The organism is Kitasatospora sp. NPDC032757, assembly GCF_055579305.1.
This window is the reverse complement of sequence record NZ_JBVINN010000027.1, coordinates 73,966-93,104: the sequence shown is the minus strand read 5'-3', so window position 1 is coordinate 93,104 and position 19,139 is coordinate 73,966. Positions and strand designations below refer to the sequence as shown.

Genomic DNA, 19,139 nt, shown 5'->3' with positions numbered 1-19,139 from the left:
GCGCACGGGTGCCCGGCCGGCTCGCCGGACCGGCGGTCCGGCGGTCCGGCGGTCCGGCGGTCCGGCGAGGGCCGGGCCGGTCAGCCGCTCGGCGTACCCGTCGCCGCGCGGTGCTCGGCGATGGCCTGCCAGACCTTGTCGCGGAGGAAGGGCGCCTCGGTGAAGCGGATACCGGTGGCGTCGCGCAGGGCGTTGGCGAAGGCGGGCGGGACCGGGTTGAAGGGGCTCTCGCTCATCGACTTGGCGCCGAGCGGCCCGATGGCGTCCGAGGTCTCCGTGAAGTGGACCTCGGTGCGCGGCACGTCGGCGTAGGCCGGCAGCCGGTAGCGGCGGAAGGCGGCGGCGGTGACCTCGCCGCGTTCGTCCACGAGGACCCGTTCGAAGAGGGTCGCGCCGAGGGCCTGGGCGACGCCGCCCTCGACCTGGCCGCGGCACTGCAGGGGGTTCATGACCTTGCCGGCGTCGGCGCCGTGGACGCTGCGCAGGATCCGGATCTCCCCGGTGCCGGGGTCGACGGCGATGCGGAACCACTGCGAGTTGAAGGCCACCGAGCGCGGGGAGCCGCCCCAGTGACCGTCGGCCGCGAGGTCGACACCCCTGCCGCGGGCCGCCTCGAAGACCTCCTTGAGGGAGACCTGCCGCCCGTCGCACTCGACCACGTCGGCGGCGAGCCGCAGCAGGCTGCGCGGCGTGCGGGCGTACTCGGCGGTGAAGGAGAGGATCCGCTCGGCGAGCGCGTTGGCGGCCTTCATCACGGCCTTGCCGGCGACCACCGTGCCCGCCGAGCCGAAGGCCCCGGTGTCGTGCCGGACGACGTCGGTGTCGGACTGCCGGATGGCGATGCGGTCCACCGTGGTGCCGAGCGCGCCGGCGGTGATCTGCTTGTGCACGGTGGTGGTGCCGTTGCCGAACTCGGCCGTGCCGACGGCGATGTCGTAGGTGCCGTCCTCCAGGAGCTTCACCGTCGCGTCGGCGAAGTGGCCGCCGGGCGGGCCGGTCGCGATGGCGGCCATCGCGAAGCCCTGGCCGACCAGCCAGCCCTCGGGTGCCTGTTCGGCGCTGCGGTCGTCGGCGATGGCGTTGCGCACCACCTGGAGGCACTGGTCGAGGCCGTAGCTGGCGATGTGCAGGTCCTCCTCCTCGCCGCAGGGGCCCTCCATGTGGTCGCCGGGACCGATGACGTTCTTCTCGCGCAGGACCAGCGGGTCGATGCCGAGGCGTCGGGCCAGCTCGTCCATCGCCGACTCCAGGGCGAAGGTCACCTGGCCGAGTCCGTAGCCGCGGAACGCCCCGGCGGGCACGCAGTTGGTGTAGACGGAGTAGGCGTTCACCTTCTTGTTCGGCGCCCGGTAGACGCCCATCGACTCGCCGACGCTGTGGAACATCACGGCCGGCCCGTGGTTGCCGTACGCACCGGTGTTGGCCACCACCCGGAACTGGAGCGCCGTCAGGGTGCCGTCCCTCCGGGCGCCGACCTTGACGGTGATCTTGAACGGGTGGCGGGTGGTCGCGCCGTGGAACTGCTCGGCGCGGGTGAACTCCAGCTTCACCGGACGGTGCAGCCTCAATGCGGCCAGCACGACGATGTCCTCGGCCAGCATCTCCTGCTTGCCGCCGAACCCGCCGCCGACCCGGCCCGCGACCACCCGGACCTTCTCCTGCGGCAGGTCGTAGAGCGCGCAGAGCGCACGCCGGGTCAGGAAGGGCACCTGGGTGGACGAGCGGACCGCGATCCGCTCCTCGCCGGTCGGCTCCCCGGCCTCGTCGAGCCGGTCCTCGAACCAGGCGACGCAGCCGTGCGTCTCCAGGCTGGCGTGCTGCACCCGCTGGGTCTGGAACGTCTCCTCGTAGACGACGTCGGCCTCGGCGAAACCCTGTTCGACGCTGCCCATCTCGCCGTGCACCTCGCCGCAGACGTTGTCCTCGGCACGGAAGATGCGCGACTCGGGACCCTTCGGGTGGATCACCGGCGCGCCGGGCAGCATCGCCAGCTCCGGATCGACCACGTACGGGAGTTCCTCGTACTCGACGACGATCCGTCGGCAGCCCTCCTCGGCCGCCCCCTCGCTGTCGGCCACCACGGCCGCCACGCGCTGCCCGACGAAGCGGACCACGTCGTCCAGCACCCGGGTGTCGTCCGGGTCCTCGGTGGGGTGCTCGTGCCGGGCGGAGGAGTACAGCTTGTCCGGCGCGTCGTGGTGGGTGAACACCGCGTGCACCCCGGGCACCCGCAGCGCGGCCGCGGTGTCGATCGAGACGATCCGGGCGTGGGGGTGCGGGGAGCGCAGGAGCTTCATGTGCAGCAGCCCCTCCACCTCGACGTCGAAGGTGTAGCGGGCGGTCCCGGTGACCACCTGCGGCCCGGCCGGCGCCCCGAGGCTGCGGCCGACGGCCTGCCCGGCGCACGGCTGTTCGGTGTGCGTGACCCCGCGAATGGCGTCCTCGATGGCCCGGTAGCCGGTGCAGCGGCACAGGTTTTCCTTCAACGCCCGGGGCAGGTCGGCCAGTTGCTCCTCGTCGAGGGCCGAGGTGGTCATCAGGAAACCGGCGGTGCAGAACCCGCACTGGAAGCCCTGGGCGTCCAGGAACCGCTGCTGCATCGGGTGCAGTTCGCCGTCCTTGGCCAGCCCCTCGACGGTGGTCACCGAGCGGCCCTCGGCGCGCCGGGCGGGGTAGATGCAGCTGTGCACCGGTCTGCCGTCGACCTGGACGGTGCACGCACCGCAGTCGCCGGCGTCGCAGCCCTTCTTGACCCCGAACCAGCCACGGTCGCGCAGGTAGGTGCGCAGGCACTGGCCCGGGCGGGGCTCGGCGTCGAAGTCCTGGTCGTTGACGCGGATCTCGAAGCTCATCGTCCGGCCTCCTCGGTCAGTTCGCGGCGGATCTCCTCGGCGAAGCGGAAGGTCATGTGCCTGCGCCAGGCCGGGAGTCCGTGGATGTCGTCGTAGTACTCGCCCGGCTCGATCGCGTACTCCACCGCCTCGCGCAGGGCCTCGGCGTTCGGCGGAAGCGCGAACCGGATGCGGATCGGCCGCACGGTCGAGGCGGTGACGGTGACGGTGAGCGTCCCGTCGACGGGGTCGCGCATTCCGATCACCAGCGCACCGGACCGGCCCAGTCCGTAGAGCGAGGCCTGCCGGAACGCCGTGCGCGCGGCGAGGGCACGGGCCGGCAGGGTGATCGAGCGGAGCAGTTCGCCGGGCTGGAGCACCTTGACGCCGGCGCCGATGACGAACCCCTCGACCGGGACCTCCCGCAGAGCGCCCGTCCGGGACTGCAGCAGGCAGACGCCGTCGAGGGCCGCGGTCAGCGAGATCATCGGCCCGGCGGGCAGCCCGTTGCACAGGTTGCCGCCGACGGTGGCCATGTTCCAGATCTTCCAGGACGCGAGGAACGCCCGGCAGCACTGCTCGAACAGCGGCGCCGCCGTCCAGTGCGCCGGCTTCGGGAACCGGGAGAGCTCGGCGATCGTGCAGGTCGCGGCGATCTCCAGGCCGCCCTCCTCGGTCGGCGTCAGCGGTTCCCAGCCCATCCGGCTCAGGTCGATCAGCCGGCGGATGTGGGGCTGGGGCTCGGAGAAGAGGTAGGTGCCGCCGCCCAGCCAGGCATCACCCGGGCGCCACGTGTCCCGGCGCCGGGCGTCGCACATCTCCGCCACCGTGTTCAGGTCCACGTCGCTCCACCGTCCTCGACCATTCGATTACGGCGATTGAAACAAGGGTGGGCGGCCCGGAACGAGTGGTGCCGCACACCGGCGATTCAGCTGCGGACTGGACGATCAACCAAGGCGGAATGCCCTCATCGGCTTGCATCTGCCATGATGTTGCGCTCCGTAGCCTCGCATATGCGGGGAGCTGCGGGTGACTGCGAGTGCGGGGCAGGCCCGGGGAAACGGGCACGCGCCGCGTCCGGCCGGCGCCCGGGCGTCAGGGGCCGCCGCGGCGCGTGCCCGGCCGGATCGCCCCCGGGCAAGGGGCGTCCTCAGTAGACGTCACGGACGTAGCGCTTGTCGGTGGCGAGCTGCCGGACGTGGGCGCCGGCTTCGTCGTCGTCCAGGCCGCCGTGCGCGGAGACGATGTCGCGCAGGGCCCGGTCGACGTCCTTGGCCATCCGGCCGGCGTCGCCGCAGACGTAGAGGTGGGCGCCGTTCTGCAGCCAGTCCCACAGGCGGGGGCCGTGCTCGCGCATCCGGTCCTGCACGTAGACCTTGGCGCGCTGGTCGCGGGAGAAGGCGAGGTCGAGACGGTCCAGGTGGCCCGACGCCTGGAACGCCGCCAGTTCCTCGCGGTAGTAGAAGTCGGTCGCCTCGCGCTGCTCGCCGAAGAAGAGCCAGTTCGGGCCGGTGTGGCCGCGGGCCTGCCGCTCCTCCAGGAAGCCGATGAACGGTGCCACCCCGGTACCCGGGCCGATCATGATCATGGGGGTGGCGGGGTCGCCGGGCGGGCGGAAGTGCGGGGAGCGCTGGACGAAGACGGGCACCGGACCGTCGTCGGCGGCGTCGGCGAGGAAGCTGGAGCAGACGCCGTTACGGGCCCTGCCGAGGTCGTTGGCGTAACGGACGACGGACACCGTGAGACGGACCTCGCCGGGGTGGGCCAGCGGGCTGGACGATATCGAGTACAGCCGGGGCTGCAGACGCCTGAGGACGCTGGCCCACTCCCGCGCGGTGGCCCGGACGGGGAACGCGCCGACGACGTCGACGGCCTGCCGGTCCCAGCTCCACTTCGCCAGCTCGCCCTTGTTGTCCGCCCGCAGCAGCCGCCGCAGGCCGCCGTCGCCCGTGCGCTCGGCGACGAAGCGCAGCAGGTCGGGGGTGATCTTCGCGATCTCCAGCCTGGTCCGCAGGGCCTCGCCGAGCGGGATGTCCCCCGCGTCGGCGACCGGCACGGTGTCGGCGGGGTCGAGGCCGGTGACGGCGAGCCACTCCGCCACGAGCTCCGAGTCGTTGGCCGGCCAGACGCCGAGCGCGTCGCCCGCCTCGTAGGCGAGGTCGCCGTGGTCGCCGCCGCGGATGTCGAAGGCGTACTGCCGGACCTCCTTGGCCGAACCCGGGAGGCTGAGGAGCCGGTTGCCGATCAGCAGCGTGGCGAAGGGTGAGGTCCTGGAGTAGCCGGACCGCTCCGGCGCAGCCGGTGCGGCTCCGGGCCCGGCGGGCTCCGTCACCGCCGTGGCGGGCGCGGGCCGGGCCGCGGACCCGGCCGGGGCGGACGTCGCCCGGGCGGGCTCCGGCCGGCGCTCCGCCAGCGCCCCGAGGACTTCGTCGAGCCACTTCCCGGCGGCCTCGGCGTAGTCCGGTTCGCAGTCGGTGCGGGCGGCGAGCCGGGTGGCGCCCAGCTCGCCGAGGCGCTGGTCCAGGCGGCGGCCGTGGCCGCAGAAGTCGTCGTAGCTGGAGTCGCCGAGGGCCAGCACCGAGTAGCCGAGGTCGGCGGCGAGGGCCTCGCCCCCGGCGCAGAGGGCCGCCCAGAAGCCGGAGCCGTTGTCTGGTGCGTCGCCGTCGCCGAAGGTGCTGGTGACGAACAGGACCGGGGCGCCGGCCGGCAGGGAGGCCGGGCTGACGTCGTCCATGCCGAGGAGCCTCGCCCGCCAGCCGGCCTCGGTGAGGCGGCCGACGGTCATGGCGGCGGCCTCCTCCGCGTTGCCGGTCTGCGAGGCCCACAGGACGAGGACCTCACGCGCGGGCCCGTCGGCCGCCGGCGGCGATTGCTCGCCGGTACGCGGCGCGGGGGGCGGCAGCACGGCCGGCGACGGGGCGCCGGCGGCGGTGCGGGAGAACCTGCCGGCCAGCACGCCGTTGACCCACAGGGCCCGCTCCGGGTCGATGGGGGCCCGCGCGGGCAGGACCGGCACCGTGGCGCCCTGCGGCGGGGCCGCGTCCAGTCCGGCGAGGAAGCCGGCCAGGAAGTGCCGCTCGCCGGTGGCGAAGGCCGGCGGGGCGAGGTCCGCGATGCCGAAGAGGCTGCTCAGCGCAGCGGTGCCCGCACCCTGCGGCGCGAGGGGTGCCGGGTGCGGCCGGGGCTCCCCCGGGGCGGGCCCCACGGCGGCGGGCACGGGAGCGGCCGCCGTGCGCTCCGGCGCCGGCACCGGTCTCAGCGAGACGGCGCAGACCTTGAACTCGGGCTGGAAGGAGAGCGGGTCCACGGCGTCGTTGGTGACGGCGTTGATGCTGAGGTACTCGCCGAAGAGGTCGTTCCAGTGGAACGGCGCGAAGCAGTTGCCCGGCCGTACCCGGTCGGTGACGACCGCCGGCAGCACGGCCCTGCCACGCCGGGACGCGATCTCCAGGTGCTCTCCCCCGGCGATGCCGAGCGCCTCGGCGTCCTGCGGGTGGACCTCGACGAAGGGCCCGGGGTCGAGCCTGTTGAGCTTGGCGACCTTCCCCGTCTTGGTCAGGGTGTGCCACTGGTGCTGCAGGCGGCCGGTGTTGAGGACGAACGGGAAGTCGTCGTCGGGCAGCTCGGCGGCCGGCAGGTGCGGGCGGGGGAAGAACGAGGCGCGGCCGCTCGTTGTGGGGAACGCCAGCCGGGGGCGGATGCCGTCGGGCCGCTCCAGCAGGGTCTGGCTGACGCCGTCGTTGACGTACCGGACCGGGTTGCGGTCCGGCCCGTCCACGGAGGCGCTGGGCCACTGCACCGGGGTCTCCCGCAACCGCTCGTACGTCACGCCCCGCAGGTCGTAGCCGGTCTTCGGGTTCCACGCCCGCTTGATCTCCTCGAAGACCTCCTCGGCGCCGTCGTACGTGAAGCCCTCGGCGAAGCCCATCGCGCAGGCGACGCGGGCGATGATCTGCCAGTCCGGCAGGGCCTCGCCCACGGGGTCGGCGGCCGGCCGGGCGAGGGTGAGGTTGCGCTCGGAGTTGACCATCACGCCCTCGGCCTCGGCCCACATCGCGGCGGGCAGCACCACGTCGGCGTAGGCGTTGGTCTCGGTGTCGGCGAAGACGTCCTGGGTGATGACCAACTCGGCCGCCTCCAGGCCGGCGATGACGGTCTTCCGGTTGGCGACCGTCGCGGCCGGGTTGGTGCAGATGATCCAGCAGGCCTTGATCCCGCCTTCCGCCATCCGCGAGAACAGCTCGACGGTGCCCTGGCCGGCCTCCGCGCGCAGCGTGCCCGGGGCGAGGCCCCACAGCCCCTCGGTGAACTCGCGGTCGGCCGGCACCAGGACGGAGCGCTGGCCCGGCAGACCCGGGCCCATGTAGCCCATCTCGCGCCCGCCCATGGCGTTCGGCTGGCCGGTCAGCGAGAAGGGGCCGCTGCCGGGGCGGCAGATGGCACCGGTCGCCAGGTGCAGGTTGACCAGCGCGTTGGTGTTCCAGGTGCCGTGGGTGGACTGGTTGAGCCCCATCGTCCAGCAGCTCATCCACTCCCCGGCCTCGCCGATGAGCCGCGCCGCCTCCCGGATGTCGGCCTCCGGGATGCCGGTGATCCCGGCGACCGTCGCGGGTGTGTAGTCGGCGAGGAAGCCGGGCATCGCCTCCCAGCCCTCGGTGAACTCCTCGATGAAGGCCGGGTCGGTGTGCCCGTTCTCCACCAGCAGGTGCAGCAGGCCGTTGAGCAGCGCCAGGTCCGTTCCCGGCCTGACCTGCAGGTAGAGGTCGGCCTTGTCGGCGGTCGCGTTGCGGCGCGGGTCGACGACGACGAGCTTGGCGCCCGCCTTGACGCGGTCCATCAGGCGGAGGAAGAGGACCGGGTGGCAGTCCGCCATGTTGGCGCCGATGACGAAGAAGACGTCCGCGTGCTCGAAGTCCCGGTACGAGCCCGGCGGCCCGTCGGCGCCCAGTGAGAGCTTGTAGCCGGTGCCCGCGCTGGCCATGCAGAGACGGGAGTTGGACTCGATCTGGTTGGTGCCCACGAAGCCCTTGGCCAGCTTGTTCGCCAGGTACTGCGCTTCGAGGCTCATCTGGCCGGACACGTAGAACGCCAGCGCGTCCGGGCCGTGCTCGTCCAGGATCTCCCGCAGCCGCCGCGCGGTCGCGGCGATCGCCTCGTCCACGTCCGTCGCGGCCGGCTCGGCGCCGCGCTCCGCCCGGACCAGTGCCGTGCCCAGCCGGCCGGCGGCGGCGAGCATGTCCGCGCTGGTGGCGCCCTTGGTGCAGAGCCGGCCGAGGTTGGCGGGGTGGCCCTTGTCGCCGGACGCCTTGACCACCGTGCGCCGCCCGGTGGCGGCGTCCGTCGTGACGTCGAGCAGCACCCCGCAGCCGACACCGCAGTACGAGCAGACGGTCTTCACGGTGCTGGTGGCCTTCGGGCCCGACGCCGTCACAGGGGCTCCCCCTCGGTAGGACTCCTCCTCGCCGCCCGCCGGACCGTGCGGCTCCTGCGGGCGACCGTGGGGGCACCCCCACCGTCAGCACCGTAGGAAGCCCGGGTTACCACCGCATCACGCCGACTGATCATCGATGGTTAACGCTGCCGCACGCCGGTCGCGGCCGGGTGTGAGCGAACCGGCCGCCGCGGGCCGGTCAGCGGCCGCGGACGGAACCGGGCCGGTCGGCGGCCGCGTCTTCACAGGTGCCCGAGTCCCTGATGACCGGGTGCACGGAGGTGAGCCCGGATGAAGACCTTCGAGCGTGCGACGGCCCGGTGGAGATCCCTGACCGTCGGGCACCGGCTCGTCGCCCTCGGCGTCGGCGGCGGCGCCGTGCTCCTCGCGATCCTGCTGGCGGTCGTGCTCACCGTCGGCGGCGGGGGCGGCCCCGGGCACACGGCGGCCGGCCTGCCGCCCGCCCCGTCGGCTTCCCCGCCGGCCGGCCCCTCCGGTCCCGGCGGCGCGGGTGCCGTGTCGCCGCTCACCGGGCTGCCGGGTGGAGCGGGCAGGATCATCGCCGTCAAGATCGACAATGCCGCCGCGGCCAGGCCCCAGACCGGCGTGAACGCGGCCGACGTGGTGTACGCGATCGAGGTCGAGGGCGGCCTCTCGCGGTTCCTGGCGGTCTACGACTCGAACCACCTGCCCGCCGGCGACCGGATCGGCCCGGTGCGCAGCGCCCGGGAGAGCGATCTGCCCATCCTGCAGCAGTACGGGCGGGTGGACTTCGCGTACTCCGGGGCGCAGACCGCGTTCCTGCCGGTGCTCGCCGCAGCGGACGTGTTCAACAGCTCGCCGGTGCAGGACAGCTCGTTCTTCCGCGGGCAGTGGAACGTGCCGCCGTTCAACCAGTACGTGGTGCCGTCCGGGATTCTGGGCCACTTCCCGGACGCGGCGGTGGCCCGCGACGTCGGCTTCCGCTTCGGCGACGCGCCGGCCGGCGGCGTCCCGGCCGCCTCGTTCACCGCGCGGATGCCGGCGGCCTCGTTCACCTTCACCTGGTCCGCCGCGGAGGGCAGGTACCTGGTGGCGGTCGACGGCAGGCCGGCCACCACCACGGACGCCGGGCAGATGGGAGCGCCGACGATCGTGGTGCAGAAGGTCGCCGAGACCACGTCGCCCCGAGGGCTGGTCGACTCGTTCGGGCACCTCGTGCCCTACGCGCCGACCGTCGGCAGCGGTGAGGCGGTCTTCCTGCGGGACGGCGCGGCGTACCGGGGCACCTGGTCGCGGTCCGACGCCTCCGCCGGCACGGAGTTCAGCTACGCGGGGCGGCCGATGACCTTCCACCCCGGGCAGGTCTGGATCGTCCTCGAACCCGCGTGAGGTTCACCGGACCGCCCGGCCGGGTGCGGGCTCAGGCCGTTCCGCCGGCGCCCCGCCGTTGACGCCGTCCCGGGGCCGGCCCGGGCAGCCGGCAGAGCACGGGTACCTTCCTCGCCCGTGGCCCGGCACGGCCTGACCTGGACCTCCCGCGCCCCGGGGGGGGCCGCCGCCGCCGTGCCCGGCCGGCCGCGGGCACCGGCGCCGGTGCCCGCGCGAGAGGGCGAACGGAGCGTGTACACCGAGCTGTTGCCATTCGATGTCCGAATTGTTTCAAAGTCTGCACAGATGCCTCCCCGGCACCCGCCCCGACCTGCGGTTTCACCATCGTTCGCGGAGCGCGTCAGGCCCTCGCCGGAGTGCCTCACCAGCCTCCTGAGTCACACGCCCACCACCTTGACCCCGTTGTGAGAAATCTGGCCTGAATCCGCATCCGACGGGTCTACGATCTCCCAACGTCGGACCGGATCATGGCAGTTCACGATCATCAGGGGGGTGGCATGGGTCTGCTCGGCGGCGATCTGCCCTTCGCCCGTACCCTCACCGCCCACGACCATGAAGCACTCGTCTCGCTCGGAACCCCGAAGACCTTCGCGGCGGGGCAGCACCTGCTGTCCGAGGGGGACCGCTCCACCCACGTCCTGCTGGTCCTGGCCGGCTGGGCCATGGTCTTCGTGGCCACCGACCGCGGAGCCACCCGGCTGGTCCTCGGCCTGCGCGGACCGGGCGAGCTCATCGGCGAACTGGCCGCGTTGGACCAGCGGCCGCGCAGCGCGACCGTCCAGGCGCTCGGGCCGGTCGAGGCGCTCGTGATACCCGGAGACGGCTTCCGGCGCTTCCTGGCCACGAGCCCGCGGGTCGGCAGCCAGGTGATGGCCCAGCTCGCCTCCCGGCTGCGGGACTCCGACCGGGAACGCTCGGCACTCGCCTCGCTCACCGTCGTCCAGCGCCTCGCCAGCCGGCTCGTCGAGCTCTCCACCACCGACGCCACCGCCGGGCCCGCCCGCACCCGTTCCGCCGAGGGCGGTTCGGCGTCCGTCGTCCACCTGGCGCAGGACGACCTCGCCGCCACCGTCGGCGCCACCCGCGAGGCGGTGGCCAAAGCACTCAAGCTGCTCCGTGACCAGGGGCTGGTGCGGACCGGCACCCGGATGGTCGAGATCCTCGCCCCCGCCCCGCTCCTCCTGCTCGCGCAGGGGCCGCACGACCAACGGCCGGAGGCCAGACCGCGCCTCTGAGCGCAGAGAGCGGGGGATCGCCGGCGCATGTAAAGCATCACAGACAACCCGGCGCCCGGCGCCGGATTCTGACGGTGTGCCGAAGACAAGCGTGGGGGTGAACGTGCACGACCAAGCAGTCGACGCGGTGTACGAGTTGGTGGTCAGCGTGGACGTCCGGAAGTCCGGCGCCTACAACGATGCGGGAAAGACCCGGATGCGGCGGCAGCTGTACGCCGTCCTCGACCGGGCGTTCGCCGAGGCCGGGGTACCGGCCCGCGCCGTCCACCGCGAGGACCGCGGCGACGGCATCCTGGCGGCGGTGGGCCCCACCGTCCCGCCCGCCCGCATCCTCGGCGTCTGGGTCACCGAGGTGCACGAGCAGCTGCGCCGGGAGAACCCCGACCTGCGGATGCCGCTCGGGCTCCGCGTCGGCCTCCACGTCGGCCCGGTCACCCACGACGCCCAGGGCATCAGCGGCCACGCCGTCGACCTCGCCTGCCGGCTCACCGACTCGGCCGCCGCCCGCCTGCTGCTCGAACGCGACCGGGCCGACCTGGTCGTGGTCGTCTCCGACTCGCTCTACCGCGAGGTCGTCCACCACGGCGGCCGCTTCGTCGACCCCGATGACTACGCGCCGGCCGACCTGCGGACCAAGGACGGCGCCACGCCCGCGTGGGTCCGGCTCCCCGGCCGGCCCCGGCCTGCACAGGTGCCGGACGGCGCGGAGCAGGACGGCGCGGAGCAGGACGGCGGCGGGCAGGACGCGCCGGGCCGGCGGGAACCGGCGGAGTACACCCTGGCGGCCCCGCTCGTGCCGGAGGTGCGGGAACCACAGGACGTCCAGGAGATCCCGGAGCAGACGATCGTGCACGGCGACGTGTCGGTGCACCGCGACAACACCTACCAGGGGCCGGTGCACATCGGCCGCACCACCGGAGGGGCGCACCGTGGCTGAGCCGAGGAACGCCCCCGCCGCCCCGGCCGCGCGCCGGGCGGACGAGCCGCGCGACCGGGCCGACCGGCGCGCCGGCGAGGACCGCCCCCGGCGCGAACCGTCCGAAGGCGACGGCCCTGAGCGTGACCGGCCCGAGCGCGCGCGCCCGGCGTCCGGGCCCGGCGACCGGGACGGCCGCGAGCGGCCCCGGGCCGACCCGGAGCGGGCCGACGAGGAGCGCCCGGCCCCGGGCGGCGCCGAACCCGGGGCCGCGGACGGGGAGCACCCCGCCGGCGACCGGCCGGCCCAGGACCCGGAGGACCAGGAGCGCGCCGAACGCGAGCGCGCCGCCGGCCGGTTCCGCGAGCGCAGCCGCGACCGGCTGCTCGACGAGCAGGAGGAGGAGGGCGGGGCGGCGGTCGGCATGGGCGCGACCTCCCGCGCGCACCGCCAGGCCCGTGGCTCGTACCAGGTCGGCGGCGACCACAACCTGTTCGACCGCACGGTGTTCCACCAGGCCCACATCGGCGACGTCCACCTGCGGCTGGACAGCCGGCAGGCGGTCGGCGCGGTCAGCGGCCCGGTGCCCGAGTCGGAGCTGCGGCGGGTCCGCCGGATCTACCTGGAGCCGGAGGGTTACGTCGACCTGCAGCAGGCGCTGCGCCGGCAGCGGGTCCTGGTGCTCGCCGCGGCCCCCGGCGCCGGGCGGACCTGCACCGCGCTGGCTCTGCTCGACGAGCTGACGCAGGACCGGCCGCCGGCCGCGGACGGCCCGCAGGACGGCGTGCGGGCCGTCGGGCCCGCGGAACCACCGGCCCGGGTCTCCCGGGTCTCCCCGGAGACGGCCGTGCCGCAGCTGACCGCCACCGTCGAGGGGAACGGCGGGCAGCGGCACGGCTACCTGCTCGAACTCCCCTCCGGCCACGGCAATCCCGGCCTGCCCCCGGGCGAGCTGGAGCTGGACGCGCTCGCCGCCGCGCTCGCCGGCGTCGGCTCCTACGCGGTGCTGGTGGTGGCCGCCGGCCCCACGGCCACGCCCCTGCTGTCCGGGCGGTACGGCCGGATCTGCCCGCCGGCTCCGACCGAGCAGCTGCTGCGCGCCAGGCTGGCCGCACATCTGGCCGGCCCGGACGCGGAGAGCACCGAAGCCGCCGGGGCCGCCGAGCGCGCCGAAGCCGGCGCCGCGGCGGAGTCCGCACCCGCCGGGGGTGCGGACGCGGACACCGGGCAGCCGGGCGACGCGTGCACCGACGGGCCCGGTGCCGCGTCCGGTTCCGGTCACGCGTCCGGTCACGCGTCCGGTTCCGGTGACGGGCCCGGTCACGCGTTCGGTGACGCGTCCGGTGACGGCGCCCGTGGGACCGGCGACGAGGCGGCCGCCCGGGCCGCGTGGGCGGCCGAGCTGGCCGACGACCCCGAGCTGCGGGCCGGCGTCGGGCTGGAGGACCTCCGCCCCGCCGAGGCCGAACTGCTCGCCGACCTGATCGCCGCCCACGTCTTCGGCAGGCTGACCCGCGAGGAACTCCTCGGCGGCTGCCGGAGCCTGGCCCCGCAGCAGGCCCAGGAGTGGTTCGCCGGCGCGGACCGCGAGATCGCCGGCGCGGCCGAGGAGACCGGCCGCTCGGCCGCCACCGTGCTGCACCCGACCGCCTCCCGGATCGCGCTGGCCGTCCTCAACGGCGCCGTGCACAGCACCGTGGCGGAGGCGGCCCACCTGCTCACCTGGGAGCTGGCGGTGGCCCGCGACCCCGGCAACACCCCGGCCCGCCCGTTGTTCTGCGACGATCCGGTCTCCGATCTCGCCTACCTCCGGGCCGAGTTGACCGAGGGCGAGGTGGAGACGGCGGGCATCAGCGCGCCCGCCCGGATCGTCCGCTACCGGGGCTCGGCCCTGCCCGCCGCCGTGCTCGCGGAGGTCTGGGACCGCCACCACCCGGCCCGCGAGCCGATGGTCCGGTGGATGCGGCTGCTGGCCGACGACCCTCGGCCCGAGATCTGGGTGCGCGCCGCCCTCGCCTCCGGAGAGCTCTGCGCCCGGGACTTCGCCAACGGCTACGAGAAGCTGGTCCGTCCGATGGCCACCGCCCGCACCACCCAGCGCCGGGCCTTCGCGGCCACCGTGCTCGACCAGACGGCCCGGCACGAGAGCCACCGGCCGGCCGTGCGGGCCCTCGTCCGCGACTGGACCAAGTCGGACTCCCCGCGCCTGCGCTGGACCGCCGCCCTGGCCCTCGGCTTCGGCCACGCCGCCCCGGTGGAGGCCGCACTCGACGGACTGGCCCGGATCGGCACCGACGAGGAGGACGACCAGGCTCCGCTCGCCTCGCACAGCGTCGTCCGCCTGCTCTCCGGCCCGGACGACCGGGCGGTGCTGCGCCGGCTCGCCGACTGGACCGGCGACCAGCGGGTGCCCTACCAGGACCTCGGCCTGCTGACCGTCGTGCGGCTCGCGCTGACCACGGTCGGTGAGGTCTGGGACGGCGAGGCCTCGCCGGACCTCGGCGACTACCTGGACTGGCCGCTGCCGCTCGCCCTCGCCGTCACCCGCCCCGACCGGACCGGTCCACTGGCCGACCTGATGTGGACGGCGCTGCGCACACCGCGCTCCCACGAAGCCGCCACCGACTGCCTGGAGTTCTGGCTTCGCGGTGCCGTCGACGACGACGGCCCGGACACCCGGGCCGGCCTGGCCGCGCTGCTGCCGGCCCTGCTGAGCACCGACAGTGAACGGCGGCTGCTGGACTGGCTGTTGCGCCGCATGATGAACGACCCGGACGATCCCCTGCCGAACGCGCGGGGCCGCGAGCTCTGGCACCTCGCCACCGGCGGCCGCCCCGGCGGAGACCACGGCGGGGGCCGGGAGGGGCGGGGCGGGCGCCGCGGCCGCGACGGTCACGACGGACGGTCCGCCGACGCCGTCGGGACATCGGAGGAGGAACGATGACGGACAACCCGCGGGCCGCCGCAAAGCCCGCCGGCCGGGGCAGGTCCGGCACGCCCGAGCAGCCGGCCGGTCCGCTGCTGAGGGAGTACCCGCGCCCGGACGCCGGCGCCCGCCACCCGAGCGCCGAGGTCGCCCTGGTGCTCTTCTATCGCAACGGCGGCCACAGCGTGGTCACCGCGATGGGCACCGAGCACTTCGGGCGGCCCCTGATGGCACGCCCGGTGACGGTCTGCGAGGTGGCCAGGGGCACCCATGTCACCCGGCTGACCCTTCAGGTCCCCGCGGCCGGCAGCGCCACCTTCTTCGAAGTGGAGGCGGACGTGCAGTGGTCGGTCACCGACTACCGCAAGGTGGTGGACGAGCAGGTCAAGAACGTGGCCGTGCGCCTGCGGGCACCGCTGGTGGAGCGCCTGCGCGGGATCTGCTCGAACTACCCCGTGTCGGCCGCCGCGGAGGCCGACCGCGCGGTCAAGTCCGCCTGCCGCAACGGGCAGTGGGACGACCTGGGCTACGACCTCGGACTGCGGGCGGAGCTCTTCGTGCGCTTCGCGGTGGACAAGAAGACCATCCAGCACGTCGACGCGGAACGGAACTTCGACCACGACGACCGCACGGCGGCACGCAGCCACGACCGCGCGCTGGCCGAGGAGCACCGGCGCACCGAGCTCCTGCAGATGCGCATGCGCAAGTTCCGGACGATGCTCGAGGGCGGCGAGTGGAGCCAGATCTGCTTCATGCTCGCCGACAACCAGGACGAGGCGCGCGCGTTCATGGAGATGCTGCGCCAGGAGTCCCGCGCCGACAAGCGTGAACTGCTCGACCACACCCTGCGGCTGGTCGAGAAGGGGGTGATCCAGTCGGCCGAGCTGGAGTCGCAGGTCAGGGAGTTGCTCGGGACCACCGCCTACCGCGTCGAGGGCAGCTTCGGCCGGCCACCGCTCCGCGAGCCGGCTCGGAGGGCCGAGCTGTCGCCGGGCGGGCGCCGGGGTCGCGGTCAGGACGACGAGGACGCCACCCGGTGGGAGGACCGGCACCGGGAAGACCGTGGCGACGCCCGCAACGCCCGCAACGACCACGACGACCGCCGTCGGACCGGCCGCACCGCCGGCCGGAACGAAGACCGGAACGAAGACCGGAACGACGACCGGAGAGACGACCGGAGAGACGACACGGGGAGCGACCGGCCCCCCTTCACCCCGCTGTGGGTGGATGCCGAGCCCGCCGCCCCGCAGCGGCCCCCCGCGGCCCGGACCGGCCGCCGGCCCAGCGAGGCCTTCGACGACTGGGAGTACCCCGGGTCCGACGCCGCCGGCGGAGACCGTCGTACCGAGGACCGCCGCCCGGACGGACGCCGCCCCGACGAGCGCCACGACGACGGACGCCGCCCCGACGACGACCGGGAGCGCGACGACCGCCCGTGGTCCCCCGGCGAATGGAGCTGACGACTCGTGACCGACACCCACGCCGAGACCGGCCCGGCCCCGCACCCCCCCGCCGCCCCCTGCCCGGACGAGGCCCGCTTCGTCGCCGACCGCCTCCTGGCGGCAGTACGCGAGGACATCGGCCGGGCCGACACCAAGTCATCGATCCTGCTCACCGCCGCCCTCGGCCTGCCCGCCCTCCTGCTGGGCCGCAGCTGGGCCGCCGACCGGCCCGGACCGCTCGCCGCCGTGCTGCTCGCGCTCGGCGGCCTGCTCTGGGCCGCCGGAGCCGTGGCGCTGGTACGGGCGATCCTGCCCCGGACCGGCACCCTGCGCGACCGCGACGGCGTCACCTTCTTCGGCGACCTCGTCGCCGCGGAGGGCCGGTCCGCACTCGCCGGCCGGGTGGCCGCGGCCGGCCGCGACCCGCTCGACTGGCTGCTGGTCCAGGCCGTCGACGTCAGCACCATCCTCGCCGCCAAGTACCGCTGGATCCGCTGGGGAGTCGCCTGCCTGGCGCCCGGCTCGGTCCTCGCCACCGCCGGGCTCCTGCTCACCTGAGCGCCCGGCCCGCCCCCTTCGGACGGCCCTCCACCGGGCGGCCGGCCGAACGCCCCCTGATCCAGAGGAGACGACGGTGCAACACCTGCCCTTCGCGCCCTTCCGCCGGCGCGGCACGACCGGCGTACGGGCGCCCGGGCCCCGGCGCGCCGGCGGCCTCGGTCGGGCCGCAGCGCTCACCGCGGCGGCCCTGCTCACCGCCGGCCTGCCGCCCGGCCCGGCCGCGGCCGACGAGCCCGGCACCGGCGCGGCCGCCCCGGCGGCCATCGGCCCGGTCAACTACGCGGTGGCCGTGGACGAGTCGGGCAGCCTCAAGGCCGCCGACCTCGACCGCGAGCGGGCCGCCGCCGTCCGCATCGCCCTCGGGGAGGTCCACCCCGCCTCGACCATCGGCGTGTTCGGCTTCGCCAGCGCGGACAACGACTCCCAGCACCCGGTGGACGAGGTCTGCCCGCCCACCGTCCTGGACGCCGCGGGCCGCGACCAGATCGGCGCGTGCATCGGCAAGCTGCACAGCCGCGCCCCGGGTGAGGGCCAGGGCACCGACTTCCCGAACGCCGTGCTGCAGGGGGTCAGCCGGCTCAGCACCGGGACCGACCCGGCCACGCCCCGGGTCCTGTTCGTCCTCACCGACGGCAAGCTCGACGTCAGCGACAGCCCGGCCTACGGGGATCCGGCCCACCGCGCCGCCGCCGGCGAGGAGGCCCTGAGCCGCGCCCTCGCCGCGGCCAAGGCCGCCGGCATCCAGGTCTGGCCGCTCGGCTTCGGCTCCGACATCGACCGGGCCGCCCTGGACCGGATGGCGGCCGGCGGCTTCCAGGACGGCTGCGTCAACCTCCCCGACGCCAAGCCCCGCGCCTCGGTGGTGCCGGACTCCGCCACCGTCGGCAGCGCGCTGGAGACCGCCTTCGCCGCCGCGCACTGCCTGCGCACCACCCCCGGGGGCAGCGGCCGCCCGCCGATCGACCTCCAGGTGCGGATCTCTCCGCTCACCACCGTGGGCAGCATCGTCGTCGACAAGGGCGACCCGGCGGTGACGGCCACCTACTTCGACCCCTCCGGCCGCGAGATCACCGGCACCACCACCGACCCGGTCTCGCAGTTCGAACTCTCCGGCCGCCAGCAGTCGGTCGAGTCGCTGCGCATCACGGACCCGCTGCCGGGCCAGTGGCGGATCCACCTGGACGCCCCCGAGGACCACCGGGCGCAGCTGGCCTCCGTCAGCGTCCTGTGGCGCGGTGCGCTGCGCAGCTCCATCACCATGGCCCCGCCCTCGCCGCGGGCCGGCGAGCAGGCGGTGGTGACGCTCAAGCTGCAGACCCGCAAGGGGTTCCAGATCACCGACCCGCAGGACCTGAAGGACCTGGGCGTCAGTGCCGGCCTGACCGGTGAGGGCTTCGCCCCCGTGCCGATCAGACTGGCCGACGACGGCGTCGCCCCGGACCCGAAGGGCGGCGACGCCACCTTCACCGGGACGGTCACCGTGCCCGCCGGCGCGACCGGCCGGATCAAGGCCTCCGGCACCCTCACCGCCGCCGGGCTGATCGCCGACGAGGACCGCTCGGCGGGCACCCTGGTCGCCCCGGCGGTGCCCCTGGTGACGGCCTCACTCACGCTCGACGGCGGCGCCGACCGGCGCATCCACCCCGGGGACGAGGTCGCCGGCACCGTCGCCCTGCACAACGGCGACGGCGTCGCGCACACCCTGCGGCTGGCCGTCACGGACAGCTCCGAGGGCCTGCTGAAGCTGGAGCCGGGGCAGATCACCCTGGCGCCCGGGGAGTCCCGGCGGGTCGACGTCACGCTGACCGCCGGCGGGTCCAAGGCGTTCCGGGGGCTGCTCGACCGGGGCGATCTGCGGCTCGGCGGCAAGGTCACCGTGGTCGACACCTCCGACCGGGACCGGGTCCTCGTCGACAGCCCGCTGTCGCTGACCGTCACCCCGCCGCCGACCTTCTGGGAGCGGTGGTGGTGGGCCTGCCTGATCACCGGCATCGTGCTGGTGGTCGCCGTGGTGGTGCTGCTGACCCTGCGCCGGCTGCGGTGGGCGCGGACCAGCCCGGCGGGGCTCTCGCTGCTCCTGCTCGACGCGGACGGCCAGAAGGTCGGCCAGCTCACCGCGACCGCCGGCACGGGCGGCTGGTACGAGTTCGACGTGGTCGGAGTGGGCGGCCCGAACCCCCGGATCGTGCGACGGCCCGGCGGCCCTTACCGGGTGCAGCGCAACCAGGACGGCGGGGCGATGCTCGAAACCCGACGGCAGGCGAGGTCCCGCCTCGACCCGGGCCACCCGGTGCCGCTGGCGGAGGGGCTGAGCCTGGACATCGCGCCGGGGCGGGGCGCGACGGCCGACCCGCGCCGGCCGGCCGGCGGCGGGCGACCACCGGCCGCCGACCAGCCGCCGGTCTCCCCTTACCTGTGACCCTGCC

10 protein-coding genes are annotated in these 19,139 nt (G+C 74.9%); 7 read left to right on the top strand and 3 right to left on the bottom strand.

Translation table 11 applies throughout. From position 1 onward, the window contains the following. Positions 1–80: 80 nt before the first annotated feature. The 3 genes from ACZ5WK_RS26270 to ACZ5WK_RS26260 form a co-directional block, all read right to left on the bottom strand. Positions 81–2,852 carry a molybdopterin-dependent oxidoreductase gene (locus ACZ5WK_RS26270; RefSeq protein WP_465550659.1) on the bottom strand — a complete coding sequence of 924 codons (2,772 nt, stop codon included), beginning with the start codon at positions 2,850–2,852 and terminating at the stop codon, positions 81–83. Further along, positions 2,849–3,673 carry an FAD binding domain-containing protein gene (locus ACZ5WK_RS26265; protein WP_465550657.1) on the bottom strand — a complete coding sequence of 275 codons (825 nt, stop codon included), beginning with the start codon at positions 3,671–3,673 and terminating at the stop codon, positions 2,849–2,851. The genes ACZ5WK_RS26270 and ACZ5WK_RS26265 overlap by 4 nt, the downstream gene beginning before the upstream one ends. A 308-nt stretch (positions 3,674–3,981) precedes the next feature. Then, positions 3,982–8,262 (bottom strand): molybdopterin-dependent oxidoreductase, encoded by a 4,281-nt coding sequence (locus tag ACZ5WK_RS26260; protein ID WP_465550655.1) that lies wholly within the window; start codon positions 8,260–8,262, stop codon positions 3,982–3,984. A gap of 291 nt (positions 8,263–8,553) precedes the next feature. Here ACZ5WK_RS26260 and ACZ5WK_RS26255 point away from each other — a divergent pair, with 291 nt between their 5' ends. The 7 genes from ACZ5WK_RS26255 to ACZ5WK_RS26225 all read left to right on the top strand — a co-directional run bounded on the left by ACZ5WK_RS26255 (position 8,554) and on the right by ACZ5WK_RS26225 (position 19,132). Further along, positions 8,554–9,633, top strand: a complete 1,080-nt coding sequence (locus tag ACZ5WK_RS26255) for a DUF3048 domain-containing protein (RefSeq protein WP_465550653.1) — start codon at positions 8,554–8,556, stop codon at positions 9,631–9,633. Between the two features lie 497 nt (positions 9,634–10,130). After that, the gene (locus ACZ5WK_RS26250) at positions 10,131–10,868 is read left to right on the top strand and encodes a Crp/Fnr family transcriptional regulator (protein ID WP_396321149.1); all 738 of its coding nucleotides are present in this window, start codon (positions 10,131–10,133) and stop codon (positions 10,866–10,868) included. A gap of 76 nt (positions 10,869–10,944) precedes the next feature. Next, positions 10,945–11,805: a nucleotidyl cyclase domain-containing protein gene (locus tag ACZ5WK_RS26245; RefSeq protein ID WP_465550651.1), complete on the top strand. Its 861-nt coding sequence runs from the start codon at positions 10,945–10,947 to the stop codon at positions 11,803–11,805. Then, positions 11,798–14,728 carry a hypothetical protein gene (locus ACZ5WK_RS26240; RefSeq protein ID WP_465550649.1) on the top strand — a complete coding sequence of 977 codons (2,931 nt, stop codon included), beginning with the start codon at positions 11,798–11,800 and terminating at the stop codon, positions 14,726–14,728. The genes ACZ5WK_RS26245 and ACZ5WK_RS26240 overlap by 8 nt, the downstream gene beginning before the upstream one ends. Continuing rightward, positions 14,725–16,170, top strand: a complete 1,446-nt coding sequence (locus ACZ5WK_RS26235) for a hypothetical protein (protein WP_465550647.1) — start codon at positions 14,725–14,727, stop codon at positions 16,168–16,170. The genes ACZ5WK_RS26240 and ACZ5WK_RS26235 overlap by 4 nt, the downstream gene beginning before the upstream one ends. A 6-nt stretch (positions 16,171–16,176) precedes the next feature. Further along, positions 16,177–16,710, top strand: a complete 534-nt coding sequence (locus tag ACZ5WK_RS26230; RefSeq protein ID WP_465550646.1) for a Pycsar system effector family protein — start codon at positions 16,177–16,179, stop codon at positions 16,708–16,710. A gap of 76 nt (positions 16,711–16,786) precedes the next feature. Then, positions 16,787–19,132, top strand: a complete 2,346-nt coding sequence (locus ACZ5WK_RS26225) for a vWA domain-containing protein (protein WP_465550644.1) — start codon at positions 16,787–16,789, stop codon at positions 19,130–19,132. Positions 19,133–19,139: the final 7 nt, after the last annotated feature.

What these genes read in the sequence shown, in the direction of transcription:
- ACZ5WK_RS26270 (WP_465550659.1), bottom strand. Translation starts at nt 2,852, where the DNA reads ATGAGCTTCGAGATCCGCGTCAACGACCAGGACTTCGACGCCGAGCCC.
- ACZ5WK_RS26255 (WP_465550653.1), top strand. Translation starts at nt 8,554, where the DNA reads ATGAAGACCTTCGAGCGTGCGACGGCCCGGTGGAGATCCCTGACCGTC.
- ACZ5WK_RS26250 (WP_396321149.1), top strand. Translation starts at nt 10,131, where the DNA reads ATGGGTCTGCTCGGCGGCGATCTGCCCTTCGCCCGTACCCTCACCGCC.
- ACZ5WK_RS26235 (WP_465550647.1), top strand. Translation starts at nt 14,725, where the DNA reads ATGACGGACAACCCGCGGGCCGCCGCAAAGCCCGCCGGCCGGGGCAGG.